This is a genomic window from Pseudomonas sp. 2848 (genome assembly GCF_003253945.1).
In the GTDB taxonomy this organism is placed as follows: Bacteria; Pseudomonadota; Gammaproteobacteria; order Pseudomonadales; family Pseudomonadaceae; genus Aquipseudomonas.
Map to the genome: position 1 here is coordinate 43677 of NZ_QKZD01000011.1, position 25637 is coordinate 69313.

A 25637-nucleotide genomic window follows, 5' to 3' on the forward strand; every position below is an offset into this window, starting at 1 on the left:
CCAGGGCCGACCGCGTGACGGCGGGTCGCAAACGTTCCCGCTGGCACGCTCGCTTCGAAAAGGCGCATCCACTGGATGCGCCTTTCTTCTATCAGGATTCTACCCACGCTCCGCGGTTGTCGACGCAGTGGTACAGCCGTTTCTGGGGGACGCATGCTGCAGAATATCAGGGACAATTCACAAGGTTGGATTGCCAAGACCATCATCGGCCTCATCGTCGTACTGATGGCGTTGACCGGTTTCGAGGCCATTTTCCAGGCCGCCAGCCATAGCCAGGACGCCGCCAAGGTGAACGGCCAGACCATCAGCCAGAACGAGCTGAGCCAGGCCGTGGACATGCAGCGCCGCCAGCTGATGCAACAGTTGGGCAAGGATTTCGACCCTGCGCTGCTGGACGAGAAGATGCTGCGCGAAGCCGCGCTCAAGGGGCTGATCGATCGCAAGCTGCTGTTGCAGGGTGCCGAAGATGCCAAGTTCGCTTTTTCCGAGGCCGCGCTGGATCAGCTGATCCTGCAGACGCCTGAATTCCAGGTCGATGGCAAGTTCAGCGCCGAGCGCTTCGATTCGGTCATCCGCCAGATGGGCTACGGGCGCATGCAGTTCCGCGAGATGCTCGCCCAGGAAATGCTCATCGGCCAACTGCGCACCGGCCTTGCCGGCAGCAGCTTCGTCACCGACAAGCAGGTTGAAGCCTTCGCCCGCCTCGAGAAGCAGACCCGTGATTTCGCTTCGCAGACCTTCAAGGCCGATCCGGCCGCGGTCAAGGTGAGCGATGACGAGGTCAAGGCGCACTACGACCAGCACGCCAAGGAATTCATGACCCCGGATCAAGTGGTCATCGATTACCTCGAGCTGAAGAAGTCGGCCTTCTTCGATCAGGTCAAGGTCGACGACGGCGAGCTCAAGGCCCTGTACGAGAAGGAAATCGCCAATCTGGGCGAGCAGCGCCATGCCGCGCACATTCTGATCGAGGTCAACGACAAGACCGACGATGCCAAGGCCAAGGCCCGCATCGATGAGATCCAGCAGCGCCTGGGCAAAGGCGAGGACTTCGCCAAACTGGCCAAGGAGTTCTCCCAGGATCCAGGCTCGGCCAGCACCGGTGGTGACCTCGGCTTCGCCGGCCCTGGTGTGTACGACCCGGCCTTCGAGGACGCGCTGTACAAGCTGAACAAGGACCAGGTATCGGCACCCGTGCGCACTGAGTTCGGTTACCACCTGATCAAGCTGCTGGGCGTGCAGGCGCCGGACGTACCGAGCTTCGCCAGCCTGAAGGACAAACTGACCCACGAGCTGAAGACCCAGCAGGTGGAGCAGCGCTTCGTCGAGGCCACCAAGCAGCTCGAAGACACCGCCTTCGAAGCTTCCGACCTGGCCCAGCCGGCCCAGGACCTGGGCCTGAAGGTACACACCTCTGCCGCCTTCGGTCGCGAGGGTGGTGAAGGCATCACTGCCAACCGTGCGGTGATCCAGGCCGCGTTCAGCGAGCAGGTGCTCGAAGAGGGCGCCAACAGCAACGCCATCGAACTCGACCCGGAAACCGTGGTGGTCGTGCGCGTCAAGGAGCACCGCAAGCCCGAGCAGCTGCCGTTGGAGGCCGTGGCCAAGAACATCAGCGAGCACCTGGCCAAGGAGAAGGCGATTGCCGAACTCAAGGCCAAGGCCGACAAACTGATCGCCGGCCTGCGGGATGGCTCGGTCAAGGCCGAAGGTCAGGGCTGGAAGCTCCATGAAGCGGTCACCCGTGGCCAGGATGGCATCGACCCGGCCGAGCTGCAGGCGGTGTTCCGCCTCGGCAAGCCAGCGGCCAAGGACAAGCCAGTCTACGGCAGCGTGGTGCTGGGCGATGGCAGCCTGGTGGTCCTGCAGCTGAAGGGCGTCAACGAAGGTGCTGCCGCCACCGATGAAGAGAAGGCGCAGATCCGTCGCTATCTCGCATCGCGTGCCGGTTCGCAAGACTTCGCGGCTTATCGCAAGCTGCTTGAAGGCAGTGCCGACATCACCCGCTACTGAGTCGTGTGCTGATCGCGAAACAGGCCGCTTATGCGGCCTGTTTCGTTTCTGGCTTTGGTTCATCGCGGGGCAAGCCCGCTCCTGCATGACGACCTGCGGCAGGTGTGCACGGACTTGTTTCAGGGGCGCCGGATTCCCTCATGGTTGTCCAGCGTGTCCCGGGCAATCTCCCGCCCCAGGGCGATCAGCTCCGGCGCCTTGTAGAACTCGAAGAACCGGCACACCCGCTTGGGTACGTTGATCAGCACATCCGGCGGATACCCGGCGATCTTGTACTGCGCCAACGACGTCTGCATCACTTCGAAACTCTGGTTGATCAGGTCCAGCAAGGACGCTGGGCCGACGTTGTCGACGATGAACGAGCCGGTGGCCGACTTGGGCGCGCCTTCGCTCTGCGGCGCCGCCGCCGGCTGCTGGCCCTGCGGTTCGGCGCTCTCGCCCAGCCAGGGGTTGGATGCGGCGAGCCCTTCGGCGACGATCTCCTGCTCCAGGCGGATTAGCTGTTCGGCCGGCTTGCGCCGGAACGGCAGGCGCGACCCCAGCGAGCTGATCAAGGCGTCGAAACGCATCTTGAACGCCGCCGGGCGCTCGATCACCGGCAACTGATACTGCTTCTGGTTGGTGGCGTTGAGGTTGACGGCGATGATCAGGTCGCAGTGGCTGGACACCACCGGGACGATCGGCAACGGATTGAGAATACCGCCATCGACCAGCATGCGATTACCTTGCACCACCGGGGTGAACAGGCTGGGAATGGCCGCCGAGGCGCGCATGGCCTGGTGCAGGCAGCCCTCCTGGAACCATATTTCCTGCTGGTTGGTCAGGTCGGTGGCGACTGCCGTGTAGGGAATGCGCAACTGTTCGATGTTGATCTCGCCGACGATCTTGCGGATCTGCCCGAACACCTTGTCGCCACGAATGGCGCCCAGGCGAAAGCTGACATCGACCAGGCGCAGCACGTCGAGGTAGTCCAGGCTCTCGATCCAGCTGCGGTACTCGTCGAGCTTGCCGGCGGCGTAGATGCCGCCGATCACCGCGCCCATGGAGCAACCGGCGATGCATGCGATCTCGTAGCCGCGGCGTTCGATCTCCTCGATCACACCGATGTGCGCATACCCTCGGGCCCCGCCGGAGCCCAGCACCAACGCCACGCGTTTGCCCATGATTTTTCCCCCTGTGCCTGTGCAACCATGGTCCAACAATGCACCCATGCCGCCTGTGCTTCAATGTAGTCCGTGCTGGACTACGCTGAGCAGGGCACTTTTTGTTTGCTTTGCCGTCGAACGGCCACTTCAGTTTCCACCCTCGAGGTATTACCGATGAAAGCCTGGATCACCCTTCCTCTGATTGCCCTGGCCTTGGCCGGCTGCGCGGGCAAGACGGCCTACCGTGACAGTTGCGCGACCCAGCTCGATGCCGCCTGGAAGGAACTTGACCTGGCCAAGGCCGAAGGCTTTGCCGGCACCGTGAGCTATTCCAAGGCGTTGTCGCTGCTGACCGGTGCCAAGACCCAGCAGCAGTTCGAAGGCTTTGAAGGTTGTACCCACAAGGCCGAGAAAGCGCGTTTCTATATTCGTGAGTCCCGCGCCGGGCGTTGAGTGAGGAGCGTCACATGCCGAGCATGATCGACCATGTGGTTTCCAGGGTCCTGGCCCTGCAGGTGGGAATGCTGGCCTGTCGCGAGCGCCTCGCCGCCGATACCGACAGCGAGGCGCTGCACGACCTGCGCACCACCCTACGGCGGCTGCGCAGTTTGTTGCGGCCTTTGCGTGGCTTGCCGGGTGTCGAGCAGTTGGAGGAAGCGGCGGGGGCACTGGGCACGCTCACCACACCGTTGCGTGACCGTGAAGTGCTGGCCGCGCAACTGGTCGGGCGCGGTCATGTGCAGGCCGGCGAGCGCCGCCAGGAGGGGAGGGCACGGACCTTTGCCAGCGTCGCGTCCAGTGCCCAGCTTACTCGGGTGCTGGCGATCCTCGACGCCTTCCCGCTGTTTTTGCGTGCTGCCGACCGCGAAGGCTTGACGCAAGGCATGCGCAGGCGCATCGACAAGCGCCTGGAGAAGCAATGGCGCAAGCTGGCCAGGGCGCTGGACGACCCGGCCCATGATCGGCATCGTCTGCGCCTACTGATCAAGCGTGTTCGCTACGGGGACGAGGCGTACCCCCAACTCGAGCATGCCGGCAAGGGGCTGCAGCGTCTGTTGAAAAAGGCGCAAGGTGATCTTGGCGACTGGCATGACCGCGTGCAGTGGCTGCTGCAAGTGCACGAGCACAGTGACCTGGCAGGCTGCAAGGTGGCCTGGGAGCATGAGCTGCATGCTGCCGAGGGGCGCTCCGATCTGACTCTCGAGGCATTGCAAAAAGCCCTGGCGCGCCGTTAGTCCCGGCAAATGACCGAAATGCGGGCTGTGGCTGGCGTGATCGCTGGTTACTATCGGTTCTTTTCGCGCAGGAGCCCTGGCACATGAACTTCACAGAATTGCTGACAGCCGCGCGCGCTCACCCCGAGGCGGTCAGCGTACCGGCTGGCTGGGCCCAGGGCCGCGCGGTGTTCGGCGGCCTGATGGCGGCGATGGTGCACGAAGCGATGCGCCAGAAGCTCGGCGACAACCGCCCGGTGCGTTCGCTGGCCATCACCTTCGTCGGCCCGGCGGCGCCGGATGTGCCGATCAGCCTGGAGGTGGAGGTGCTGCGCGAGGGCAAGGCTGTCAGCACCTTGCTGGGACGCGCCGTGCAGGATGGCCAGGTGGTGACCCTGGTGCAGGGCAGCTTCGGTGCCGGTCGTCCTTCCGTGGTGGCGGTCGACGCGCAAGCCGCGATGCCGATGAAGCCGCTGCAGGAGGCGGCACCGGAGCTGCCCTTCATCAAGGGCATTACACCGGAATTCATGCAGCACGTGGCGTTTCGCTGGGCGGTGGGCGGCCTGCCGTTCAGTGGCAATGACTCACGGCATATGGGCGGTTGGGTACGCCTGCGTGATGTCGCCGAGGAGCCGGTAGGGGTGGCGCACCTGCTGGCGCTGGTCGATGCCTGGCCGCCCAGCCTGCTGCCATATCTCAGGCAGCCCGCGGCCGGCAGCACGCTGACCTGGACGATCGAGTTTGTGCAACCCACGCCGCAGCTGTCGACCCTCGACTGGTGCCGCTATGTGGTTGAGACTGAGTATGCCCGTGATGGCTATGGGCATGCGGCCGCTGCGTTGTGGACGGCGGAAGGGGAGTTGCTGGCGTTGAGTCGGCAGACGGTGACCGTGTTCGCCTGAGCCATCTTCATCAAGTCAATCGCGGGGCAAGCCCGCTCCCACGGCGCTCAATGGCGCTTGTGGGAGCGGGCTTGCCCCGCGATGTTTTCGGTCAGTGGCGATGCTTGTGCCGCTCGCGCCAGGCCCGCCACCAGGCGCCGCTAAGCACGAAGCGCGGGAAGGTGATGAATTGCTCGGTGAGCAGGCGCTGCAGGGCATCCTGGCGATTGGCGAAAGGCTCGGGCTGCTCGGCTTCCAGGCGGTGCCCATGGCGTTGCAGGCCCAACCCGGCGACCAACGCAATGACGCCCACGGCGATCTGCGACAGGTCCAGCGCGAACAGCCCCGACAACACCAGCAGTGCGCCCAGGATGAACAGCGGCACGGCGATCAGATGCAGCACCAGGTTGGTGGGGTGGCGGTGATTGTGGTGGTAGCCGCGCCATTGCCAGGCGGGCAGGTTGGGCAGTCGTTTGCTCATGGACGAATCCTCAGGGGGCTGTCCAAAGCTTAGTGCGGCCCCCGCAGGGGGGCCAATCGACGCTGGCTATGGTGACCATAGCCAGTGCGGGTCAAAGCTTGAGCTGGCCGATGGCCTTGTTCAGTTCGCCGGCGAGGGTCGCCAGTTCGCTGCTGGTGGTGGCCGAGCCCACGGTCTGCTGCACGGTCTCTTCGGTCACGTCGCGGATGCTGACGACGGCGCGGTTCATTTCCTCGGCCACTTGGCTCTGCTGCTCGGCGGCCACGGCGATCTGGGTGTTGCTTTCGCGCATCTGTGCCACCGCGCTGGTGATCTCGGCCAGGGCCTCGCCGGCTTCGCGTGCCTGCTTGACGCAATCGTCGGCCTTGTACGAGCTTTCCTGCATGAAATCCACCGCGTCGCGGGTACCGGCCTGCAGGTCGGCGACCATGCTGGTGATCTCGTCGGTGGAGGTCTGTACACGCTTGGCCAGGTTGCGCACTTCGTCGGCGACCACGGCGAAGCCCCGGCCCAGGTCGCCGGCCCGGGCGGCCTCGATGGCGGCGTTGAGGGCAAGCAGGTTGGTCTGTTCGGCGATGCTGTGGATGACCCCCACCACGCCATTGATCTTCTGGCTGTCGTCAGCCAGCTGGCGGATCATTTCGGCAGTCTGCTGCACACCGCTGGACAGCCCGGCAATCGAGTCCTGCACGCGGCTGACCACGGCCTGGCCGCTGCCGGCCAGAGTGTCGGCGGTCTGCGACAGGTCGCGGGTGGCGCCGGCGTGCTGGGCGATATGGTGCACCGTGGCGGTCATCTCGTTGATCGCGGTCGCCGCCTGGTCGGTCTCGCTCTGCTGGCCGATCATGCCGTGGCGCACCTCGTCCATGCTGCCGGCCAGGCGCGCGGCGCCCGAGTCGAGCTGCGCGGCGGTGCGCGCCACGGTGCTGACCACGCGGTGGTAAGTAGTCTGCATGGCGTTGAAGGCCCCCGCCATCTGCCCGACCTCGTCGCCGCAGGCCAGCGGTACCCGCGCCGAGAGGTCGCCGGTTTTTTCCACGTGCAGCATCACGTCCTTGAGGGTGTTGAGCTGGCTGAGCAGGAAGCGGATCAGCAACTGCGAGGCGCACAGCATCGCCAGCATCAGGATCAGCACGCACACGGCATAGTTGCTGAAGCGGTCGAAATAGACCTGGCGCAGACTGGGGGACTGGGCAAGCACGGCGATGTGCTGCTCGTCCCGGCGCAGCACCTGGGCGCCGCGCAGCGGGTTGTCGCCGAGGATCCAGGCACTGGGCAGCTCTACCCAGCCCTGGGCATCGCGCAGGGCCTCGAGCGGTTCGCCGGCAAATTGCGGTGTCTGGCCGTTGCGCCAGGTGATCAGGTTGGCCTGCGTGGGCAGTGGCTGTCCGGCGGGCCAGGCTGCCAGCAGTTCGGCCTGGGCCTGCGCTTGCGCCTGGGCGCCGCTGGCGCGGGCTTGTTGCTCCAGGTGCACCGCGTAGAGCACCAGCATCAGCGTGGTGACGAAGGCCACTGCGTTGACGGCCCAGAACTTGTATTTGAGGGAAACGTTGCTAAGCCAGGCACCCATGGTAGGTCTTCTCTGAGTTGGCGGAAACATTATTGGCAAGGTGCCATCATTGTGCCCGCCAAGGCCAGGGACCTCGTTGATATGCGTCAAGAAACCTCAGGCAGGCCGAAGAACGCGCGGGCGCAGGCGCTGGTGTGGGCGGCGGTGTGTTCCATCGTTTCGCCGCGGTGCAGCGCCACCTCGCGGAGCACTTCGGGGAGGAACGCGGGCTCGTTGCGGCCGTTCTTCGGCTTGGGCCTGAGGCTTCGTGGCAGCAGGTAGGGCGCGTCGCTTTCCAGCATCAGGCGGCCTGCGGGGATGTTGCCGACCAGCGGGTGCAGGTGGGTGCCACGGCGCTCGTCGCAGATCCAGCCGGTGATGCCGATGTGCAGGTCCATGTCGAGGTAGGCGAACAGCGCCTGGCGTTCACCGGTGAAGCAGTGCACCACTGCCGCGCTCAGGTGGTCGCGGTAGTTCCTGAGGATCGCCAGCAGGCGTTCGCTGGCCTCGCGCTCGTGAAGGAACACCGGCAGGCGCAACTCGACCGCCAGCGCCAGCTGCGCCTCCAGGGCCTTTTCCTGGGCGGGGCGTGGGGAGAAGTCGCGGTTGAAGTCCAGGCCGCATTCGCCCACGGCCACGACCCGCGGTTGGGCGAGCAGTTCGCGCAGCTGACGTTCGCTGTTAGCGCTCCAGTGGCTGGCATCGTGGGGATGCACGCCGGCAGTACTGAACAGACGCTGTCCGGGCTCGTCCAGGCGTTGGCAGAGCTCCAGCGCTTCGGCGCTGACATCCAGACTGGTGCCGGTAAGGACCATCTGTGCCACGCCGGCTTCCATGGCACGTTCGACGATAGCGGCCTGCTGGTCGCGGAAACTGCTGTTGGTCAGGTTGACGCCGATATCGATCAGTTGCATGGTGCTACCTCTTGCCGCGGGGCGGCCAGCATAGCAAAAACCGCGATATCGCGAAAAAACCAAGAACTTCAAACGTTTGCCGTGGTCTGTTGCGGTCATTTATCACGGATCGATCACAGCGCATGGTGCCTGCCAACCGCCCTCGGACCCTTACCGCCATGGTGCGAACCTTTTTCACCAGCCTGTTGCTGTACGGGTTGTTGGCCGCCGGGCCGGTCGCTGCCGGCGAAGCGGGGCCGCAGCAGCATGTGCCTGCCAGCCAAGCCCGTGACCTGGCGCAGATCCGCTCGAGCAAGGTGCTGCGGGTGTTGGTCAACCAGAGCCGCAACAGCTCCGGCGAGGTAAAGGGTGAACCGGTCGGGATCGAGTACTACCGCCTGCGTGCCCTGGAGCACGCCCTCAATGCCCGGGGCGCCGACGGCCAGGAAATCACCCTGAAGATCATCCCCCGCGCCAAGGAGCAGTTACTCGGTGCGCTGCAGCGCGGCGAGGGCGATCTTGCCGCGCCCGGTGAACTGCTCGACCCTGGCGTGGTGCGCGGCGTCGAGGCCAGCGCACCGGTGCTCGACCAGGTTCCCCTGCAACTGGTCGGGCGCAAGGGCGAGCGCGGCTACAACCGTGCCGAACAGCTGTCCGGGCGCACCATCGCCCTGACCACCGCCAGTGCCGCGGGGCCTGCGATCGAGGCGATCAACCAGCAGTTGGCGCTGCGCAAGCGGGCACCGATCAAGGTGGAGTGGGTCGACCCGACGCTGGCGGTGGAGGATGTGCTGGAGATGGTCCAAGCGGGCATCTACCCGCTGACCGTGGTGGAGCGTCCCATCGCCCAGCGCTGGGCGCGGGTGATGCCGCGCCTGCGGGTCGACAGCAAGCTGCAACTGGCACCGCCCCAGGCCATGCGCTGGTATCTGCGCAAGGATGCGCCGATGTTGCGCACGGCGGTGGACCGCTTCCTGGCCACCTACCGCGCGCCCGACAACCAGGACGCGGCGTTCGAGCGTATCTACCGGCGCCAGTACCGGGTGCATAATCCATTGGCCCGCCAGGACCGCCAGCGCCTGGCCGCGTTGCGCCCCGTGCTGCAGAAGCATGGCGGCGACCAGCAGTTCGACTGGCTCAACCTGGCCGCCCTGGCGTTCAAGGAGTCCACCCTCGATCCCAAGGCGCGGGGCACTGGCGGTGCCCACGGGCTGATGCAGATCACGCCTTCGGCGGCCCAGCGGGTAGGCGTGAGCAACACCGCCACGGTAGATGGCAACGTCCAGGCCAGTGCCCGCTACCTGGCGCTGATCCGCCGCAAGTTCTTCGCCAGCCCGCAGCTCAACGAGCGCGAGCGCATGGCGTTCATCCTGGCCGCCTACAACCTCGGGCCGGAGCGGGTCCAGGCCATGCGCGCCGAAGCCCGGCGACGAGGGCTCAATGGCAACCAGTGGTTCTTCCAGACCGAGCGCATCGCCATGGAGCAGGTGGGCATGGGGCCGGTGAACTTCGTCAACAGCGTCAACAAGTACTACCTTGCGTTCAACCGCGAGCGTGCCTCCCTGGAGCGGGTGGCCAAGCGCTAATTAAATCTAATTATTCGATATGATTTGCGCGATTATTGCGATTTTCTTATTCGATGAGTTGATTATGATGGCGCCCATCCAACACACACCTGCTCAAACAAGGAAGCACCTCATGAACAACTCCCTGAAAGCCCTTTTCACCACCCGCGCCGGCTATGGCCTGAGCGTCGTGCGCATCCTGGTCGGTGTCATCTTCATGGCCCACGGCGCGCAGAAACTCTTCGGCCTGTTCGGTGACTACGGCCTGGAAGGCACCGGCCAGTGGATGGAAAGTATCGGCCTGGCTCCGGGCTACCTCATGGCCCTGCTGTCCGGTAGCGCCGAGTTCTTTGGCGGCCTGGCGCTGGTGGTCGGCCTTTTGGCCCGCCCGGCGGCGCTGGCGCTGAGCGTGACCCTGGTGGTGGCGATCTTCTCGGTGCATATCGGCAACGGGCTGTTCATGTCCAACAACGGTTATGAGTTCGCCCTGGCGCTGCTTGCCGGCACCGTGGCGGTGCTGATCGAGGGCGCTGGCCGCCTGTCGCTGGACCGTCTGATCGCACGCTGAAACAAAGCTGCAAGCTTCAAGCCTCAAGCTGCAAGTGGTCAAAGTGATCGACTTGCAGCTTGTAACTTGCGGCGTGTCCCTCTAGCATACCGATTGCGCCGATTTAAACAGCTACTTGCGGGGCGCAGGAAGGGCCCACGACGGGTCTTCCGAAATACCGCTAAAGCGCTGGTTCGGTGACGCCTCCCACCGCTGCCCAGCGGGATCAGCGAGGCGGAGAGAGACTCCATGAGTTGCCCACGTACCAGTGTCTGTTTGACTCCCTTGGCCAAGAACCCGGCCTCCCGTACCCCGCGCATCCTGCTCGGCGGCCAGCATCAACCCACGCTTTTGCGCAATCTCGATGGCTTCTCCCGGCGCAAGGGCCAGGCCTGTGCCTTCCTCATCCAGTTCTCCGACAGCTGTGACCAGCTCGGTCAGTACGGCAACGACCGCTTCGACCTGGCCGTGATCCAGGCCCCCGCGGCGCAGGATGCCGAAGAAGTCATCGGCCAGCTCACCCGCATCGCCCGCCAGGGGCTGATCACCCGCCGTTGAGCGGCGTGTCGCGGCCAGGCGTTTTTCGTTAAGCTCGGTCTCTCGGTGGGCGCCTTGCGCCTGCTGTGGATGCGCTGAGGAGACAGTCGTTGAGCACCAACATCATTACCACCGAAGGTCACGCGGCCCTGAAAAAGGAGCTCGATCATCTGTGGCGGGTCTATCGCCCGGAGATCACCCAGAAGGTCACCTGGGCCGCCTCGCTGGGCGACCGCAGTGAGAACGCCGACTACCAGTACAACAAAAAGCTGCTGCGCGAGATCGACCGCCGCGTGCGTTACCTGCGCAAGCGCCTGGAAGACGTCAAGGTGGTCGAGTACTCGCCCCAGCAGGAGGGCAAGGTGTTCTTCGGCGCCTGGGTGGACATCGAGAACGATGACGGCGAGCAGTTGCGCTTTCGCATCGTCGGCTATGACGAGATCCACGGGCGCAACGACTATATCTCTATCGACTCGCCCATGGCCCGGGCGTTGCTCAAGAAGGAGGAGGGCGACGAGGTGGTGGTGCATACCCCCACGGGTGAGGCGACCTGGTACGTCAACCGTATCAGCTACCCGGGCAGCGATTCCCGATAGACCTCTACCAGCACCTGTGAGGCTGCTGCGATATGCTCATCGGTGAGCGCTGCATAACCGATCAGCACGCCGGCGGGCCAGGTGTGCCAGCGGCAGAACAGGCCGATCGGCTGCAACACCAGCCCGCGTTGCCGGGCCCGCTCGCAGAACGCCTGCTCACTGACGCCGTCGGGTAACCAGAGGACGAAGTGCAGGCCGGATTGCTCGCCGCTGACGGTCATGCCTGGCTCTGCCGCGAGGCGCTTGAGCAGCAGGTCCCGGCGGCGTTGGTAGGTCTGCCTTGCGATGCGCAGGTGCCGTTCATAGTGACCACGCAGCAGATACTGGCGCACCGTCCGCTGGGCGATGATCCCCGGCGTCTGCCCCGTTGCCGCCAGCCAGTCGATGAACCGTGCGCGCAAGGTTCGCGGTACGACCGCGAATCCCAGCCTCAGCCCGCTGAACAAGGTCTTGTTGAAGCTGCCGCAGAACAGCACCCGGTCATGCTGGTCGAGCGCCTTGATCGCCGGCAGTGGCGCGCAGGCATAGTTGTATTCGCTGTCGTAGTCATCCTCGACGATGTAGGCATCGCGGGTCTGTGCCCAGTCCAGCAGCGCCTGCCTTCGTTGGACGCTCATGCAGATGCCCAGTGGAGCTTGGTGCGCGGGGGTGGTGTGCACCGCGCGGACGTGGTCGTGCGTGGCCAGTTGTTCGACGTCCAGGCCTGCCTGGTCCACGGCGACGCAGATCACCCGTCTGCCGGTCTGTTCGAACATGCGTGCGGCCCAGGAGTAGCCCGGATCCTCCAGGGCGATGGCGTCGTCCTGTTCCAGCCACTGGCTGATGAAGTGCAGGGTGTGGCGAATGCCCTGGGTCACGACGATAGCCTCGACGTCGCACTCGATGCCCCGATAGAGACGGATGTGCGCCGCTATAGCCTTGCGCAGCAACATGTCACCTGCGTGCGGAACGCTCTCGGTGATTGTCGCAAGGGCATCGGCGGCCAGTTGCAGATGACGCTGTTCAAGCAGCGTCGGGTCTGCCAGCCGGGCGACGAAGGGCACGCCCGTCTGCAACCGGGCTTCTGGCAGGGCGGCAGGGCTGACGCAGGGCGCGGGCTCACGGGGGCAAGCGAGCGTGGCCAGGGGCTGTTCGTTGGCCGCGATCAGCGCGTCGGGACGCAGCGGTGCGACCACTGAGCCCGCGCCTTGTCGGCGCAGGATGCAACCTTCCAGGGCGAGTTGTTCGAAAACCAGCTCGACGGTGCCCCGCGCCACTCCCCACCGCTGGGCGAGGGTACGGGTGGAGGGCAGGCGTGTGCCGGGCGTCAGATGGCCACAGGCGAGCAGATCTTGCAGGAAGGCATAGAGCAGTTGGTGCTTGCGGGCCGAAGGTTTGGCGCACAGCTCGAACGGCAGGGCAAGGTCAAGGGCAAGCGGTTGTTTGCCTCTGGCCATAAGTGGTCCACATGCAGGAAGGCTTAATGGACCTTCATGGTAGCCAGCGCAATCCCTAAGCTCAATCCACGTAACAACTTGTTGCGGTGCGCAAAGAAGCGCACCCGATTCCATTGTGCGCCCAGGCGTAGACGGAACCGGTATTCATTCTTTGCAAGGAGTCAACGAGTCATGACGGTTCTGCAGTGGTTGCCCATGTTGCTGGCCCCGCACTACGAACAGGTGATGCGGGCATGAGTACGCCGAGCGCGAGTCCCTGGTTGACCCTGGCGCTGTTGAGCGCCGTCGTGGTGCCGCAGTTGGGGCTGGGCGTGATGGTGCCGGCATCGGCGCGGTTGGCCCAGGACCTCCATGTGGGGGGGGCGAGCGTACAGAACACGCTTGTGGTGTACATGGTCGGTTACGCCGTATCGGTGATCATGGCTGGGCTGCTTTCCGATCGGTTCGGCCCCAGGGCCGTGCAGTTGGGCGGTCTGGCGCTGGCGCTGGTCGGCGCCTTGCTGGCGGCCAGCGCTGAGGGCTTCACGCTGTTCATCCTCGGCCGTTTGCTGCAATCACTGGGCGGCTGCGTCAGTACCGTGACCACACGCCTGGTCGTCAGGGAGGTATATCCCGAAGCGCAGCGTCTGCCGGTTCTGAGCACCCTGGCCTCGGCCACTGCCGTCACGCCATGCGTGGTGCCATTGCTGGCCGGTGCTGTGCTGCCTGGGCTGGGGTGGCGCGGGGTGCTGCTGTGTGCCGGTGCATTCAACCTGCTGGTGTTGCTGGTGTTCGTCGGCTTTACCCGGCCCACGGCAGGCGGCGGGCAGCCGATCGGATCGGTTGGCGCCATCTGGCGCGTGTACCGGCGCAATATGGGCAACCCTGGCTATCGGCGCAATGCGGCCTGCATCAGCCTGGTGTGGATGAGCTACTTCGCCCTGCTGTCGTCGTCGTCCCATGCCTTCCAGCAGGTGCTGGGTTTCAGTGAGCTGGAGTATGGCGCGCTGATCGGCGCCTGTGCCTGTGGCTATGTGGCGGGCAGCACCATCGCGCGGCGCCTGAGCCAGACCCACGACCTGGACGCGCTGCTGGCGCTCGCCGCGATGATCGGCTTGGGAGGTTGCATAGGCCTGTCCCTGGGGCTGCTGTTGGTGGGCCCGGGTACACTGTTGTTCCTGCTGCCGATGATCGCGCTGCTGGTCTGTACCGGTATGGTCATTCCGATCACGCAGGCAGGGTTGTTGCGTTGCGTCAGCCAGGACGTCGGCATGTCGTCGGGGCAGTTCTTCTTTCTGCAGATGATGGCCGGCGCCCTGTACTCACTGTTCCTCAGTTGCATCCCGCCGCTGTACCTGAACCATCTGGCGATCGCCGTCGCTGCCCCGATAGTACTCATGGCGGGGGTGGTGGGCCGGCTGCGCCTGCGCGGCCGCCTACAGGCCAGCCAGCCCTGAACCCTGGCCTGCGCAGGGCTCAACCCTCGCGCAGCACGGTCAGCGGGCTGCTGTTCAGTGCCCGCCGGGTGCCATAGCCACCGGCGGCGCCGATCAGCAGCGCGCCCAGCAGCGGCAGCAGGAGCAGCGCTGGGTGCGGCGCCCAGGCCAGGTCGAAGGCATGGCGGTATAGGCCCAAGGTGATCAGCTCGCAGCCGAGTGCCGCGAGCAGGCCGCTGGCGGCGCCGAGCAGGCCGAACTCGATGCGTCGTGCCTTTACCAGCAGCGGGCGTGCCGCTCCCAGCGCCCGCAGCAGGGCACCTTGGCGGATGCGTTCGTCGAGGGTCGCCTGCAGGCCGGCAAACAGTACCGCCAGCCCCGCAGCCAGCACGAACAACAGCACGTACTCCACCGCCAGGGTGACTTGGGCGAGGATGCTGCGCAGCTGGGCGAGCAGCGCATCGACCTGCAGCACGGTCACCGCCGGGAACGCCCGGGACAGCGCGACGATTTCCTGGTCGTGGCCCGGCGCCAGGTAGAAGCTGGTGAGGTAGGTGGTGGGCAGGCCTTGCAAGGTGCCCGGCTGGAAGATCATGTAGAAGTTTGGCTGGAAGCTGTCCCAATGCACGCTGCGCAGGCTGCTGACCCGGGCCTGGCGTTGCTGGCCGCCGATGTCGAAGGTCAGCAGGTCGCCCAGTTGCAGGTGCAGGCTCTGCGCCAGCTCCGCCTCCACGGAAACCCCGGGGGCTTCATCGTTGGCGGGTGCCTGCTGCCACCATTGGCCGGCGCTCAGGGCATTGCCCTGGGGCAGCTCGGCGGCCCAGGTCAGGCTGAGGTCGCGCTGGATGGCGCGCTCGCCAGTGGATTCCTTGCTGACCAGCTGGCGCACCGGCTGCTCGTTGATATGGGTCAGGCGGCCGGGAATCACCGGGTACAGCGGCGCGGCGGTGGCGTTGATCTGGGCCAGGCGCTCGGCGAACGGCTGGCGCTCGTCGGGCAGGATGTTCAGGGCGAAATGATTGGGCGCGTCCTTGGGCAACTGCGCCTGCCAGGTGTCGAGCAGTTCCGCCCGCAGCAGGGCGACCAGGCCCATTGCCAGGAGGATCAGGCCGAAGGCCAGGGCCTGGCCGGCGGCGGCCAGCGGGTGACGCAGCAACTGCCCGAGCCCCAACCGCCAGGCCAGCGGCGCGCCGGCCAGCAGCCGGCGCAGGCTGCGCAGGCCGAGCAACAGTAACCCCCCCAGCAGCAAGGCGGCGATCAGCCCGCCGCCGAGCAGGGCGAAGGTCAGCAGCAAGTCCAGGCTCAGGCGCCACATGATCAGGCCCAGGGCGAGCAGTGCGGCGCCGTACACCAACCAGCTGCTCGGTGGCAGTGGCAATAGGTCGCGGCGCAGGACCCGTAGCGGCGGCACGCGACCCAGGGCTGCCAGGGGCGGCAAGGCGAAGCCGGCCAGGGCTACCAATCCGGTGCCGATGCCGGCCAGCGCCGGGGTGAGTCCACCGGGCGGCACCTGGCTGGGCAGCAGGCCTTCGAGCAGGCGGAACAACCCCAGCTGGGCGATCCAGCCGAGCAGTGCGCCGATGACTGCAGCGGCGACACCGAGCATTGCCAGTTGCAGGCTGTAAAGGCCAAGGGCCTGGTGCCGGGACAGGCCCAGGCAGCGCAGCAGAGCACTGGCATCCAGGCGCCGCGCGGCGTAGCGGCTGGCCGACAAGGCCACGGCGACGCCGGCCAGCAGCACCGCCACCAGGCTCGCCATGTTCAGGTAACGCTCGGCCTTGCCCAGTGCGCCCCCGATCTGCCGGTTACCATCGCGGGTGTCGAGCAGGCGCTGGTTGGCGGCCAGGCTTTTTTCCGCCGCCTGCCGGTATGTTTGCAAGGCGTCGATATCACCGCGCCACAGGTCGCGGTAGCTGACCCGGCTGCCCGGCTGGATGACGCCAGTGGCGTCCAGGTCGGCGAGGTTCATCAGCACCCGAGGGGTCAGGCTGTAGAAGTTGCCGGCGCGGTCGGGCTCGTAGGTCAGCACGCGGCTCATGCGCAGGGTCTTCATGCCGACGTCGATGCTGTCGCCGATGGCCAGGCCGAGCGCCGCGAGCAGGCGCGGTTCGACCCAGGCCTCTCCCGGCGCCGGGCCGCCACCGGGCGTCTCTGCGGTATAGGGCGCCGGGGCGCTGCGCAATTGGCCGCGCAGCGGGTAGGCGGAGTCGGCCGCCTTGATGCTGGAAAGCTGGATGCCGCTGTCGCCGCCAACCACGCTGGTGAACTCCACCACCCGCGCATGACGCAGGCCCAGCGCGGTGCCGCTGGCGATCTGCTGCGCGGCGGGTGGGGCACTGCCCTGCAGGACCAGGTCGGCGCCGAGGAACTCGCTGGCGCGCAACTGCATGGCGCCGTTCAGGCGAGCGCCGAAGTAGCCGATGGCGGTGCTGGCCGCCACCGCAACCAGCAGGGCGAAGAACAGCACGCGGACTTCGCTGGCGCGCGCGTCACGCAGCAACTGGCGCAGAGCAAGGGTGCACAGGCGTGGGAACGATAGGCGGGTCATCAGGGCTCCAGGGGCGTCACCAGGCGTCCGGCATCCAGGCGGATCAGGCGGCGGCAGCGCTTGGCCAGGCGTTCGTCGTGGGTTACCAGCACCAGTGTCGTGCCGCGCTCCTGGTTCAGTTCGAACAAGAGGTCGCTGATGCGCTCGCCGGTGTGGCTGTCGAGGTTGCCGGTGGGCTCGTCGGCGAACAGCACGGCCGGTTGCGCGGCGAAGGCGCGGGCGATCGCCACCCGCTGCTGCTCGCCGCCGGAGAGCTGGCGCGGCGTGTGGCTCAGGCGTTTGCCCAGGCCGACCCGCTCGAGCAGATCGCGAGCGTGCTCGCGGGCATCGCGGCGACCGTCGAGCTCCAGCGGCAGCATGACGTTCTCCAGGGCGTTGAGGCTGTCGAGCAGTTGGAACGACTGGAACACGAAGCCGACGTGCTCGGCGCGCACCCGGGCGCGCTGGTCCTCGTCGAGGGGGCCGAGGTCGTGTCCGGCCAGTATCACCTTGCCGGCACTCGGCCGGTCGAGCCCGGCGAGCAGGCCCAACAGCGTGGACTTGCCGGAACCGGAGGCACCGACGATGGCCAGGCTGTCGCCTTGGGCGAGGTCGAGGGAGAGGGCGTGGAGGATGGTCAGGTCGCCTTCCGCGCTGGGGACCACTTTGCTAAGGTTCTGCGCAACGAGAATGCTGGGGCTCATGGAGAATCCGATGCGAATGTGGTGGTTGAGTGCCGGTCTGGCCCTGTGTTGCCTGGCCCAGGGCGCGGCGGCGGGAACATTGCTGGTCGTGGGCGATAGTATCAGCGCCGGTTTTGGCCTGGATACCCGTCAGGGTTGGGTCAACCTGCTGCAACAGCAACTGCGCAAGGAGGGTTTTGACGACCAGGTGGTCAATGCCTCCATCAGCGGCGACACCAGCGCGGGCGGCCAGGCGCGGCTGTCGGCGCTGCTTGCAGCGCACAAGCCGGACCTGGTGGTGCTGGAGTTAGGTGGCAACGATGGCCTGCGCGGGCAGCCACCGCAGCAATTGCAACAGAATCTTGCGGCAATGATCGACCAGTCCCGCGATGCGGGGGCCAAGGTCGTGCTGCTGGGCATGCGCCTGCCCCCCAACTACGGTGTGCGCTACACCACGGCGTTCGCCCAGGTCTACGAGCAACTGGCCAAGGAGAAAAAGGTGCCGCTGGTGCCGTTTTTCCTCGAAGGCGTGGGCGGGGTGCCGGAGCTGATGCAGGCCGATGGCATCCACCCTGCAGCCGCCGCCCAGCAGCGCTTGCTGGAAAATGCCTGGCCGGCGATAAAACCCTTGCTGTGATGCTTTTATCGGGGGCCGCTTTCGGCTAATGTTGCGCCCCCCGTTTCGAGTGCCCCCGATGCCGCGCCCTGCCTGGTCCCTGTACGCCTACCAACTGATCGAGCCCGACGAGCAGCTCGACCTGTTTGCCTGCCAGGAAGTGCGCATCCACCTCGCCGCCCGCCAGCTCGAGCTCGGCGTGCCTGTCGACCGCACCTTGTGCGGTGGCCTGCTGCCCGCGCAGCCGCGCTGGTCGAGTGTCGAGCGGGCCATCTACCGTGACGAGCGCCTGTGTGAGTTGTGCAAGGCAATCCTCGATGCCCAGCGGCGTGGCATGCGCCCGGTGTGGCCGGAACTCTGAGCGCCTTTCATCATCTGAAAGGCTTGCGCCTCCCGCTTGTTTCGGCGCGGGTGTACAATCGATTCCCTTGACTGACCTTTCGAAGGATTTCCCGGATGTTGCCGCGCTTTCCCGCCGTCACCCGTAGCCTGACCCTGGCCGCCTTGCTGGCGACAGGCCCCGCTGTTGCGCTGGAACTGCCGTTGCCACCCCCCGGTGAGGACGTCGTCGGCCAGGTCCACACCATCCAGGCCAAGTACGAAGACACTTTCGCCGATATCGGCACCGCCAACGACCTGGGCTACCTGGAGATGATCGCCGCCAACCCCGGCGTCGACCCATGGCTGCCGGGCGCCGGTACCGAGATCATCCTGCCGACCCGCTACATCCTGCCGCCAGGGCCGCGCGAAGGCATTGTCATCAACCTGGCCGAGTACCGCCTCTACTACTACCCGAAAGGGCAGAACGTGGTGCATACCTTCCCGCTGGGTATTGGTCGCGAGGGTTGGGGGTCGCCGATCGCGAACACCAAGATCACCGCCAAGACGCCTAATCCGACCTGGACCCCGCCGGCCTCGATCCGTGCCGAGCACGCCGCCGATGGCGACATCCTGCCGACCGTGGTGCCGGCCGGGCCGGACAACCCGCTGGGGCCGTTCAAGTTCACCCTTGGGGTGCCGGGCTACCTGATCCATGGCTCGAACAAGAAGTTCGGTATCGGCATGCGCACCAGCCACGGCTGCTTCCGCATGCTCAACAACAATGTGCTGACGCTGTCGAAGATGGTCCCGGTGGGCACGCCGGTACGCATTATCAACGAGCCGTACAAGTTCGGTATCAGTGCTGGCAAAGTCTATCTGGAAGCCCACACGCCGCTGGACGATCACGGCAATCCGTCGGTGGTCGACAAGCACACCGCCGTCATCAACGCGCTGCTCAAGCGTGAAGACCTGGCCAACAACTTGCGCATGAACTGGGACATGGTTCGCGATGTGGTCGCTGCCGAAGATGGCATGCCGGTCGAGATCGCCGTGCCCACCAATGGTGCAAGCGCGCCGATGGTGTCGAGCATTCCACCGGAATTGCAGTAAGCGATTGCCCACGGGTAACTAACTAGCAGTGCACTTTTCGTACAATCCTAGTGGCCGCCTTGCGGCCCATCGCGGGAAAAGCCCGCTCCTACAGGTATGCGTGCGTTGCGCTGTAGGAGTGGGCTTGTCCTAGCGATGGGGCGCAAAGCGGCCCCTGTTGTTTGGCCTTGCAGCAACAGGCTTTCTTCGAGGCAATAAAAAAGCCGACCCACAAGTGGGTCGGCTCCATAACAATCCGTGAGGATTATTACTTGCGGCTGGCTTTGTCCAGCATACGCAGAGCGCGCTCGTTGGCTTCGTCAGCGGTCTGCTGAGCCTTCTGAGCGGCTGCCAGAGCGTCGTCAGCTTTGCGGTAGGCTTCGTCTGCACGAGCCTGGGCGCGAGCTGCTGCGTCTTCGGTAGCAGTCAGGCGAGCTTCGGTTTCTTTGGATACGCTGCTGCAACCGGTAGCCAGAACTGCGGCCAGAGCCAGAGCAGAGAATTTCAGAACGTTGTTCATCGTGTTCCCCTTCAAGGACTTTCTATTAAATAGCCATCTCTCGGAAAAGAGAAACTGGCCGGCGTACATAGTACCCATTACTTGTAGTAAGTAAACTGACTGAGCGCAAGAACTGCAAAAAAAATGCTGCCAAGGCCTCCGGCGACGGGGTTTGTAAACGAACTGTGAAAACCCCGGGCAGCGTTCGCAAGCGATTGTAGTACAGGAACTTTTTTGTTGAACTAAGGGTGACTTTAACTGTCCTTCAGCGTCATAGCCCTACAACATCCGGTTGCTGTTGCCAGGCGGTGCAGACGTTGCTGTCAGCATTTTCATTCAGGGCAGCTTGAGCATTCTTGCTGGCGCCGCCTACTATTTGAGGGTGCCATCGGCGCAGAACGATCCAAACCGTGCTGCTGTCCAAGGGGCACAGGTGGCGTGGAGGTTCCTCCGCCGGATAAACCACATCGGTAAGGTAAGGGTCTGCCGACAAGACCTGCGAGGAGTAGTGATGAGCGAAACGCTGACCATCCACCATGACCAGGCCGGTCATCAGTTCGAGACCACCGTGGACGGTCACCGGGCGTACCTGACGTACATGGACCTGGGCAAGCAGACGCTGGACATCTATCGCACCTTCGTTCCCAACGCCCTGCGCGGGCGTGGGATTGCCGCCGCGCTGACCGAAAAGGCCCTGGAGTACGCCGAGCAGATGGGCTATACGGTCATCCCGTCGTGCTCTTATGTCGAGCGCTACATGGAGCGCCAGCAGCGTCATTCGAGCAAGGCCTGACCTGGCAGCGCGCACACATGAAAACGCCGGGCATTGCCCGGCGTTTTCGTTTGCGCGATTTCTCAGCCGCGCTGACGCTTGGGCAGCACATCCTTGAGCTTGGCGTGCATGCTGCGCAGGGTCTTCTCGGTGGCGGCCCAGTCGATGCAGGCGTCGGTGACCGACACGCCATACTGCAGCTCGTCGAGGTTCTTCGGAATGGCCTGGCAGCCCCAGTTCAGGTGGCTCTCGACCATCAGGCCGATGATCGACTGGTTACCTTCGAGGATCTGGTTGGCCACGTTCTCCATGACCAGTGGCTGCAGGGCCGGATCCTTGTTGGAGTTGGCGTGGCTGCAGTCGACCATGATGTTCGGCTTGATCTTCGCCTTGGCCAGGTCCTGTTCGCACAGGGCGACACTCACCGAGTCATAGTTGGGCTTGCCGTTGCCGCCGCGCAGCACCACGTGGCCGTAGGCGTTGCCCTTGGTGGTGACGATGGACACCCCACCTTCCTGGTTGATGCCCAGGAAGCGGTGCGGCTTGGACACCGACTGCAGGGCGTTGATCGCCACGGTCAGGCCGCCATCGGTACCGTTCTTGAAGCCGACCGCCGAGGACAGGCCGGAGGCCATCTCGCGGTGGGTCTGGGATTCGGTGGTGCGGGCGCCGATGGCCGACCAGCTGATCAGGTCCTGCAGGTACTGCGGGGAGATCGGGTCGAGTGCTTCGGTGGCGGTGGGCAGGCCCTTCTCGGCCAGGTCCAGCAGCAACTGGCGGCCGATGTGCAGGCCGTCCTGGATCTTGAACGAGTCATCGAGGTACGGGTCGTTGATCAGGCCTTTCCAGCCGACGGTTGTGCGTGGCTTCTCGAAGTACACGCGCATGACCAGGTACAGGGTGTCGGAAACTTCCTCGGCCAATACCTTCAGGCGCTCGGCGTACTCGTGGGCGGCCTTGATGTCGTGGATCGAGCACGGGCCGACCACCACGAACAGGCGATGGTCCTTGCCGTCGAGGATATTGCGCACCACTTCACGGCCGGCAGTCACGGTCTGCAGGGCCTTGGCGCTGAGGGGGATTTCCTTCTTGAGCTGATCAGGGGTGATCAAGGTCTCGTTGGAGGCAACGTTAAGGTCATCGATCGGTAAATCAGCCATCGTGTTACTCGTCAGGTCACGGGTGCCGGCCGCCAGCAATCCCCGTGCGGCCCAGCAGCAGATTGTTCGCAGCGGGGAGGCCGAACCTTAGCGCGTTAGCGGGGGCGCGACAATGGGCTGGGCCCCGTCGATACGGGGTTTTTGCCCGCCAAGCGGCATTTGGGCGCGAGCTTGCGGCCTGGCGGGACGATTTCACCGTGGCAGCAACACCTGCGTATAGTGCTGACCCATAACAATGACTCTTGATCAGGAGCACGGCATGGCGTCCCTCGACCCTCAGGTTGGCAATCCCCGTATCGGCATCATTGGCAGCGGCGCAATCGGTGGCTTCTATGGCCTGATGCTCGCCCGCGCCGGCTTCGACGTGCACTTTCTGTTGCGCAGTGAATACCAGGCCGTGCATGAACAGGGGCTGCAGCTCGACAGCGCTGTGCATGGCCAGGTGCGCATGCCCGTGCAGGCCTACGCCTCTGCCGCCGACATGCCGCTTTGCGACTGGCTGCTGGTGGGGGCCAAGGCCACCAGCAATGCCGAGCTGGCGCCCTTGATCGTGCAAGCCGCAGCGCCGCAGGCCAGGGTGGTATTGCTGCAGAATGGCCTTGGGGTCGAGGAGCAACTGCGCCCGGCCTTGCGCCCGGACATGCACCTGCTGGGCGGGCTGTGCTTCATCTGTGTCAACCGCGAGCGCCCCGGTGTGATTCGTCACCAGTCGTTGGGCGCGGTGAACCTGGGCTATCACAGTGGGCCCGCACAAGATGATGCAGCGGTCGTGGTGGAGGAGGGCGCGGCGCTGTTCAGGGCCGCGGGCATCGACTCCCAGGCCATGGCCGACCTCGTCCAGGCGCGTTGGCAGAAGTTGGTGTGGAATGTGCCCTACAACGGCCTTTCGGTGCTGCTGCAGGCCAGCACCACACCCCTGATGGGCGATGCCGACAGCCGTGCGCTGATCCAGGCTCTGATGGCGGAAGTGGTGGCCGGCGCCAGGGCCTGTGGCCTTGAGTTGCCGCAAGGCTATGCCGAACACCTGTTCCGGGTTACCGAGAAAATGCCGGACTATTGGCCAAGCATGTACCACGACCATGCCTTGCAGCGGCCGCTGGAGCTGCAGGCGATCTACGCCGAGCCCTTGGCCCGCGCACGCGCGGCGGGGTGCGAGTTGTCGCGCATGGAGGCGTTGTACCAGGCACTGGCGTTTCTTGACCGGCGTAACCGGCAGGCCTGAAAGCCGCAGCGGCTGTGCGCCGGACGGCCAGGCGACGGCCCATGGCGCTGCTAAGCTCAAGCTTGCTCTGCCGAAGCGGCAGTCGAGGAGGTCGAATGATCCGTTCCATGCTGTTCGCTACAGACCTCGGTGTTTACGCGCCCTTCGTCATGCAGCACGCCTTGGCCCTGGCGCGGACCTTCAACGCGGAGCTGTATGTGATCCATGCCGTGGAGCCGATGGGCCAGTTCGCCGAATCCTTGCTGCAGAGCTACCTCGATGAGCAGACCCTCGATGCATTGCACAGTGAAGGCGTGACGACGGTCATGGCCAATATCGAGCAGCGGGTGCTGGAAAACTTTCGCGAGGAACTGGGCGAGGTCGCCGATCTGGCGCTGATCCGTGCGGTACGGGTGCGTCAAGGCGACCCGGCGCAGGTGATCCTCGAGCAGGCCCAGCGCCTGGCGGTCGACCTGCTGATCTTCGGCAGTCACAGCGCGGGGGCCGGGGTGGACGTGCCGATCGGTCGCACGGCGGTGCGGCTGCTGCAATTGTCGCCAGTGCCGGTGTACATGGTGCCGTTGGCCCAGCATCTTGGGCGTAGGAAAGTGTGAGTCTGGCGGTAGGGTTTTTCCTGCGAACGTAACAAAATAGTTCTAGATTTATTTCTCTAGCCACTAATATAGTTATAACTCGTCGCTGCCGGCGCGCCGGTGACCTACCGCCTTTGAGGGATATCTATGAAGCTTCAGCAACTGCGCTACATCTGGGAAGTGGCGCACCATGACCTCAACGTTTCCGCGACGGCGCAGAGCCTGTACACCTCCCAGCCCGGGATCAGCAAGCAGATCCGCCTGCTCGAGGACGAGCTGGGCGTCGAAGTCTTCGCCCGCAGTGGCAAGCACCTGACCCGCGTAACCCCGGCGGGCGAGCGCATCATCAATACTGCCGGTGAGATCCTGCGCAAGGTCGAGAGCATCAAGCAGATCGCCCAGGAATTCTCCAACGAGAAAAAGGGCACCCTGTCGATCGCCACCACCCACACCCAGGCGCGCTATGCGCTGCCGCCGGTGATCAGCAATTTCATCAAGCAATACCCGGAAGTCGCCCTGCACATGCATCAGGGCTCGCCCATGCAGATCGCCGAGATGGCAGCTGACGGCACCGTCGATTTCGCCATCGCCACCGAGGCGCTGGAGCTGTTCGGCGACCTGATCATGATGCCGTGCTACAAGTGGAACCGTTGCGTGGTAGTGCCTCAGGGGCACCCGCTGACCAAGCTGCCGAAGCTGACCCTGGAGGCGGTGGCCGAGTACCCGATCGTCACCTATGTATTCGGCTTCACTGGCCGTTCCAAGCTCGACGAGGCGTTCAACCACCGTGGCCTGACGCCGAAGGTGGTGTTCACCGCGGCCGACGCCGACGTGATCAAGACTTATGTACGGCTGGGCCTGGGCGTGGGTATTGTCGCCAAGATGGCGGTGGACCCGAAGCTAGACAGCGACTTGGTGTGCCTGGATGCCAGCGAGTTGTTCGAGGCCAGCATCACCAAGATCGGCTTCCGTCGCGGCACCTTCCTGCGTGGCTTCATGTGCGACTTCATCGAGAAGTTCGCGCCGCACCTGACCCGTGAGGTGATGGCCAAGGCGATCCAGTGCCATAACAAGCAGGAACTCGAAGAGCTGTTCGAGGGTGTCGAGCTGCCGGTGCACTGACCTGAAATAACTGGGGCCGCTTTGCGGCCCCAGTCGTTTATGCCTTGCTGATCAGGTTGCCCGCGTGCAACCCGCATTCCTTCTGGGTCGACTCCTCCCACCACCAACGTCCCTCGCGCTCATGCTGGTTCGGCAGCACCGGCCGGGTGCACGGCTCGCAACCAATGCTGATGAAGCCACGCTCGTGCAGGCTGTTGTAGGGTAGTTCGAGCATGCGGATGTAGCCCCAGACTTCCTCGCTGGTCATCTGCGCCAATGGGTTGAACTTGTACAGGGGGCGTTCGGGAGTTGAGAAGGCGCTGTCGATCTCCAGAGCCGCTACCTGGCTGCGGGTGCCGGGGCTCTGGTCGCGACGCTGGCCGGTGGCCCAGGCGCTGACGGTGGCCAGCTTGCGGCGCAGCGGTTCGATCTTGCGGATGCCGCAGCACTCGCCGTGGCCGTCCTTGTAGAAGCTGAACAGGCCCTTTTCCTTGACGAACGGGTCGAGCTTGGCGCGGTCCGGGCTGAGTATTTCGATCGGCAGGTTGTACTGCTCGCGCACCTGGTCGATGAAACGGTAGGTTTCCGGGTGCAGACGACCGGTATCGAGGCTGAACACCTTGACCTGCTTGTTCAGTTTCCAGGCCATGTCCACCAGCACCACATCCTCGGCGCCACTGAAGGAGATCCACAGGTCGTCGCCGAAGTGTTCGAAGGCGAGCTTGAGGATCTCCTGCGGGGACTTGCTGGCGTAGGTCGCGGCCAGGGCGGCGACGTCGAAGGGTTGGCTCATCAGGCGGTTT

26 protein-coding genes are annotated in these 25637 nt (G+C 64.9%); 16 read left to right on the forward strand and 10 right to left on the reverse strand.

The window, feature by feature from the left end; genetic code table 11:
• Positions 1-153: 153 nt before the first annotated feature.
• The gene (locus tag DFS21_RS20885) at positions 154-2013 is read left to right on the forward strand and encodes a SurA N-terminal domain-containing protein (protein ID WP_111533022.1); all 1860 of its coding nucleotides are present in this window, start codon (positions 154-156) and stop codon (positions 2011-2013) included.
• A gap of 119 nt (positions 2014-2132) precedes the next feature.
• Here DFS21_RS20885 and DFS21_RS20890 read toward each other — a convergent pair whose 3' ends face one another.
• Positions 2133-3176, reverse strand: a complete 1044-nt coding sequence (locus tag DFS21_RS20890) for a patatin-like phospholipase family protein (protein ID WP_110700955.1) — start codon at positions 3174-3176, stop codon at positions 2133-2135.
• Positions 3177-3332: 156 nt separating this feature from the next.
• Between DFS21_RS20890 and DFS21_RS20895 the strand changes: the two genes are divergently transcribed.
• The 3 genes from DFS21_RS20895 to DFS21_RS20905 all read left to right on the forward strand — a co-directional run bounded on the left by DFS21_RS20895 (position 3333) and on the right by DFS21_RS20905 (position 5274).
• Positions 3333-3611 (forward strand): hypothetical protein, encoded by a 279-nt coding sequence (locus DFS21_RS20895; RefSeq protein ID WP_102683240.1) that lies wholly within the window; start codon positions 3333-3335, stop codon positions 3609-3611.
• 14 nt (positions 3612-3625) lie between these two features.
• The gene (locus DFS21_RS20900) at positions 3626-4393 is read left to right on the forward strand and encodes a CHAD domain-containing protein (RefSeq protein ID WP_110700953.1); all 768 of its coding nucleotides are present in this window, start codon (positions 3626-3628) and stop codon (positions 4391-4393) included.
• Between the two features lie 83 nt (positions 4394-4476).
• Entirely contained in the window at positions 4477-5274 is a 798-nt protein-coding gene (locus DFS21_RS20905) for an acyl-CoA thioesterase II (RefSeq protein WP_111533023.1), read from the forward strand.
• A gap of 91 nt (positions 5275-5365) precedes the next feature.
• On the opposite strand, the gene DFS21_RS20910 is transcribed toward DFS21_RS20905, so the two are convergent.
• The 3 genes from DFS21_RS20910 to DFS21_RS20920 all read right to left on the reverse strand — a co-directional run bounded on the left by DFS21_RS20910 (position 5366) and on the right by DFS21_RS20920 (position 8197).
• Positions 5366-5734, reverse strand: a complete 369-nt coding sequence (locus DFS21_RS20910) for an Mpo1-like protein (RefSeq protein ID WP_110700949.1) — start codon at positions 5732-5734, stop codon at positions 5366-5368.
• A gap of 91 nt (positions 5735-5825) precedes the next feature.
• Positions 5826-7304, reverse strand: coding sequence for a methyl-accepting chemotaxis protein (locus DFS21_RS20915; RefSeq protein ID WP_110700947.1), 1479 nt, complete (start codon positions 7302-7304; stop codon positions 5826-5828).
• A gap of 86 nt (positions 7305-7390) precedes the next feature.
• Entirely contained in the window at positions 7391-8197 is an 807-nt protein-coding gene (locus tag DFS21_RS20920) for a TatD family hydrolase (RefSeq protein ID WP_110700945.1), read from the reverse strand.
• 158 nt (positions 8198-8355) lie between these two features.
• On the opposite strand from DFS21_RS20920, the gene DFS21_RS20925 reads away from it, so the two are divergent.
• The 4 genes from DFS21_RS20925 to greB all read left to right on the forward strand — a co-directional run bounded on the left by DFS21_RS20925 (position 8356) and on the right by greB (position 11421).
• Complete coding sequence (locus tag DFS21_RS20925) at positions 8356-9762, forward strand: transglycosylase SLT domain-containing protein (protein WP_111533050.1); 1407 nt, start codon at positions 8356-8358, stop codon at positions 9760-9762.
• A gap of 112 nt (positions 9763-9874) precedes the next feature.
• Positions 9875-10309 (forward strand): DoxX family protein, encoded by a 435-nt coding sequence (locus DFS21_RS20930; protein WP_111533024.1) that lies wholly within the window; start codon positions 9875-9877, stop codon positions 10307-10309.
• A 228-nt stretch (positions 10310-10537) separates the two neighbouring features.
• Positions 10538-10846, forward strand: a complete 309-nt coding sequence (locus tag DFS21_RS20935; protein ID WP_111533025.1) for a hypothetical protein — start codon at positions 10538-10540, stop codon at positions 10844-10846.
• 89 nt (positions 10847-10935) lie between these two features.
• Positions 10936-11421: a transcription elongation factor GreB gene (gene greB, locus DFS21_RS20940; RefSeq protein ID WP_110700939.1), complete on the forward strand. Its 486-nt coding sequence runs from the start codon at positions 10936-10938 to the stop codon at positions 11419-11421.
• Here greB and DFS21_RS20945 read toward each other — a convergent pair.
• Positions 11397-12857, reverse strand: coding sequence for a PLP-dependent aminotransferase family protein (locus tag DFS21_RS20945; protein WP_158539566.1), 1461 nt, complete (start codon positions 12855-12857; stop codon positions 11397-11399). The two genes, greB and DFS21_RS20945, sit on opposite strands and share 25 nt — an antisense overlap.
• A 233-nt stretch (positions 12858-13090) precedes the next feature.
• On the opposite strand from DFS21_RS20945, the gene DFS21_RS20950 reads away from it, so the two are divergent.
• The gene (locus DFS21_RS20950) at positions 13091-14293 is read left to right on the forward strand and encodes an MFS transporter (RefSeq protein WP_111533027.1); all 1203 of its coding nucleotides are present in this window, start codon (positions 13091-13093) and stop codon (positions 14291-14293) included.
• A gap of 19 nt (positions 14294-14312) precedes the next feature.
• On the opposite strand, the gene DFS21_RS20955 is transcribed toward DFS21_RS20950, so the two are convergent.
• Both DFS21_RS20955 and DFS21_RS20960 read right to left on the reverse strand, forming a co-directional pair.
• On the reverse strand, positions 14313-16820 hold the full coding sequence (locus tag DFS21_RS20955; RefSeq protein ID WP_111533028.1) for an ABC transporter permease: 2508 nt from the start codon (positions 16818-16820) through the stop codon (positions 14313-14315).
• Positions 16820-17503, reverse strand: a complete 684-nt coding sequence (locus DFS21_RS20960; protein WP_110700931.1) for an ABC transporter ATP-binding protein — start codon at positions 17501-17503, stop codon at positions 16820-16822. The genes DFS21_RS20955 and DFS21_RS20960 overlap by 1 nt, the downstream gene beginning before the upstream one ends.
• A 10-nt stretch (positions 17504-17513) precedes the next feature.
• Between DFS21_RS20960 and DFS21_RS20965 the strand changes: the two genes are divergently transcribed.
• From DFS21_RS20965 to DFS21_RS20975, 3 genes are all read left to right on the forward strand, one after another.
• A complete protein-coding gene (locus DFS21_RS20965; protein WP_178082047.1) occupies positions 17514-18119 on the forward strand; it encodes an arylesterase in 606 nt (201 codons plus the stop codon).
• Positions 18120-18177: 58 nt separating this feature from the next.
• A complete protein-coding gene (locus DFS21_RS20970) occupies positions 18178-18459 on the forward strand; it encodes a hypothetical protein (protein ID WP_102683256.1) in 282 nt (93 codons plus the stop codon).
• A 95-nt stretch (positions 18460-18554) separates the two neighbouring features.
• Positions 18555-19529 (forward strand): L,D-transpeptidase family protein, encoded by a 975-nt coding sequence (locus tag DFS21_RS20975; RefSeq protein WP_046854905.1) that lies wholly within the window; start codon positions 18555-18557, stop codon positions 19527-19529.
• A 247-nt stretch (positions 19530-19776) separates the two neighbouring features.
• Here the strand turns inward: DFS21_RS20975 and oprI are convergent, their stop codons facing one another.
• Positions 19777-20028 carry an outer membrane lipoprotei OprI gene (gene oprI / locus DFS21_RS20980; RefSeq protein ID WP_003259780.1) on the reverse strand — a complete coding sequence of 84 codons (252 nt, stop codon included), beginning with the start codon at positions 20026-20028 and terminating at the stop codon, positions 19777-19779.
• Positions 20029-20518: 490 nt separating this feature from the next.
• Here oprI and DFS21_RS20985 point away from each other — a divergent pair, with 490 nt between their 5' ends.
• The gene (locus DFS21_RS20985) at positions 20519-20800 is read left to right on the forward strand and encodes a GNAT family N-acetyltransferase (RefSeq protein WP_031315036.1); all 282 of its coding nucleotides are present in this window, start codon (positions 20519-20521) and stop codon (positions 20798-20800) included.
• A gap of 62 nt (positions 20801-20862) precedes the next feature.
• Here DFS21_RS20985 and DFS21_RS20990 read toward each other — a convergent pair whose 3' ends face one another.
• Entirely contained in the window at positions 20863-21939 is a 1077-nt protein-coding gene (locus DFS21_RS20990; protein ID WP_011533136.1) for a 3-deoxy-7-phosphoheptulonate synthase, read from the reverse strand.
• 259 nt (positions 21940-22198) lie between these two features.
• Between DFS21_RS20990 and DFS21_RS20995 the strand changes: the two genes are divergently transcribed.
• The 3 genes from DFS21_RS20995 (at position 22199) to cysB (ending at position 24855) form a co-directional block, all read left to right on the forward strand.
• Positions 22199-23161, forward strand: coding sequence for a putative 2-dehydropantoate 2-reductase (locus DFS21_RS20995; RefSeq protein ID WP_110700927.1), 963 nt, complete (start codon positions 22199-22201; stop codon positions 23159-23161).
• 95 nt (positions 23162-23256) lie between these two features.
• On the forward strand, positions 23257-23754 hold the full coding sequence (locus tag DFS21_RS21000) for a universal stress protein (protein ID WP_046854907.1): 498 nt from the start codon (positions 23257-23259) through the stop codon (positions 23752-23754).
• Between the two features lie 126 nt (positions 23755-23880).
• Positions 23881-24855, forward strand: a complete 975-nt coding sequence (gene cysB / locus DFS21_RS21005) for an HTH-type transcriptional regulator CysB (protein WP_011533140.1) — start codon at positions 23881-23883, stop codon at positions 24853-24855.
• A 37-nt stretch (positions 24856-24892) separates the two neighbouring features.
• Here cysB and DFS21_RS21010 read toward each other — a convergent pair whose 3' ends face one another.
• Complete coding sequence (locus DFS21_RS21010) at positions 24893-25627, reverse strand: phosphoadenylyl-sulfate reductase (RefSeq protein ID WP_110700924.1); 735 nt, start codon at positions 25625-25627, stop codon at positions 24893-24895.
• Between the last annotated feature and the right edge of the window lie 10 nt (positions 25628-25637).

Bases quoted from the DNA above. Each gene is read 5' to 3' on its own strand.
- DFS21_RS20995 (WP_110700927.1), top strand. From the start codon at position 22,199: ATGGCGTCCCTCGACCCTCAGGTTGGCAATCCCCGTATCGGCATCATT.
- DFS21_RS20900 (WP_110700953.1), top strand. From the start codon at position 3,626: ATGCCGAGCATGATCGACCATGTGGTTTCCAGGGTCCTGGCCCTGCAG.
- DFS21_RS20895 (WP_102683240.1), top strand. From the start codon at position 3,333: ATGAAAGCCTGGATCACCCTTCCTCTGATTGCCCTGGCCTTGGCCGGC.
- DFS21_RS20960 (WP_110700931.1), bottom strand. From the start codon at position 17,503: ATGAGCCCCAGCATTCTCGTTGCGCAGAACCTTAGCAAAGTGGTCCCC.
- DFS21_RS20970 (WP_102683256.1), top strand. From the start codon at position 18,178: ATGCCGCGCCCTGCCTGGTCCCTGTACGCCTACCAACTGATCGAGCCC.
- DFS21_RS20955 (WP_111533028.1), bottom strand. From the start codon at position 16,820: ATGACCCGCCTATCGTTCCCACGCCTGTGCACCCTTGCTCTGCGCCAG.
- DFS21_RS20905 (WP_111533023.1), top strand. From the start codon at position 4,477: ATGAACTTCACAGAATTGCTGACAGCCGCGCGCGCTCACCCCGAGGCG.
- DFS21_RS20890 (WP_110700955.1), bottom strand. From the start codon at position 3,176: ATGGGCAAACGCGTGGCGTTGGTGCTGGGCTCCGGCGGGGCCCGAGGG.
- DFS21_RS20885 (WP_111533022.1), top strand. From the start codon at position 154: ATGCTGCAGAATATCAGGGACAATTCACAAGGTTGGATTGCCAAGACC.
- DFS21_RS20915 (WP_110700947.1), bottom strand. From the start codon at position 7,304: ATGGGTGCCTGGCTTAGCAACGTTTCCCTCAAATACAAGTTCTGGGCC.
- DFS21_RS20925 (WP_111533050.1), top strand. From the start codon at position 8,356: ATGGTGCGAACCTTTTTCACCAGCCTGTTGCTGTACGGGTTGTTGGCC.
- DFS21_RS20985 (WP_031315036.1), top strand. From the start codon at position 20,519: ATGAGCGAAACGCTGACCATCCACCATGACCAGGCCGGTCATCAGTTC.
- DFS21_RS21000 (WP_046854907.1), top strand. From the start codon at position 23,257: ATGATCCGTTCCATGCTGTTCGCTACAGACCTCGGTGTTTACGCGCCC.
- DFS21_RS20975 (WP_046854905.1), top strand. From the start codon at position 18,555: ATGTTGCCGCGCTTTCCCGCCGTCACCCGTAGCCTGACCCTGGCCGCC.
- DFS21_RS20930 (WP_111533024.1), top strand. From the start codon at position 9,875: ATGAACAACTCCCTGAAAGCCCTTTTCACCACCCGCGCCGGCTATGGC.
- oprI (WP_003259780.1), bottom strand. From the start codon at position 20,028: ATGAACAACGTTCTGAAATTCTCTGCTCTGGCTCTGGCCGCAGTTCTG.
- cysB (WP_011533140.1), top strand. From the start codon at position 23,881: ATGAAGCTTCAGCAACTGCGCTACATCTGGGAAGTGGCGCACCATGAC.
- DFS21_RS20920 (WP_110700945.1), bottom strand. From the start codon at position 8,197: ATGCAACTGATCGATATCGGCGTCAACCTGACCAACAGCAGTTTCCGC.
- DFS21_RS21010 (WP_110700924.1), bottom strand. From the start codon at position 25,627: ATGAGCCAACCCTTCGACGTCGCCGCCCTGGCCGCGACCTACGCCAGC.
- DFS21_RS20950 (WP_111533027.1), top strand. From the start codon at position 13,091: ATGAGTACGCCGAGCGCGAGTCCCTGGTTGACCCTGGCGCTGTTGAGC.
- DFS21_RS20910 (WP_110700949.1), bottom strand. From the start codon at position 5,734: ATGAGCAAACGACTGCCCAACCTGCCCGCCTGGCAATGGCGCGGCTAC.
- DFS21_RS20945 (WP_158539566.1), bottom strand. From the start codon at position 12,857: ATGGCCAGAGGCAAACAACCGCTTGCCCTTGACCTTGCCCTGCCGTTC.
- DFS21_RS20990 (WP_011533136.1), bottom strand. From the start codon at position 21,939: ATGGCTGATTTACCGATCGATGACCTTAACGTTGCCTCCAACGAGACC.
- DFS21_RS20965 (WP_178082047.1), top strand. From the start codon at position 17,514: ATGCGAATGTGGTGGTTGAGTGCCGGTCTGGCCCTGTGTTGCCTGGCC.
- DFS21_RS20935 (WP_111533025.1), top strand. From the start codon at position 10,538: ATGAGTTGCCCACGTACCAGTGTCTGTTTGACTCCCTTGGCCAAGAAC.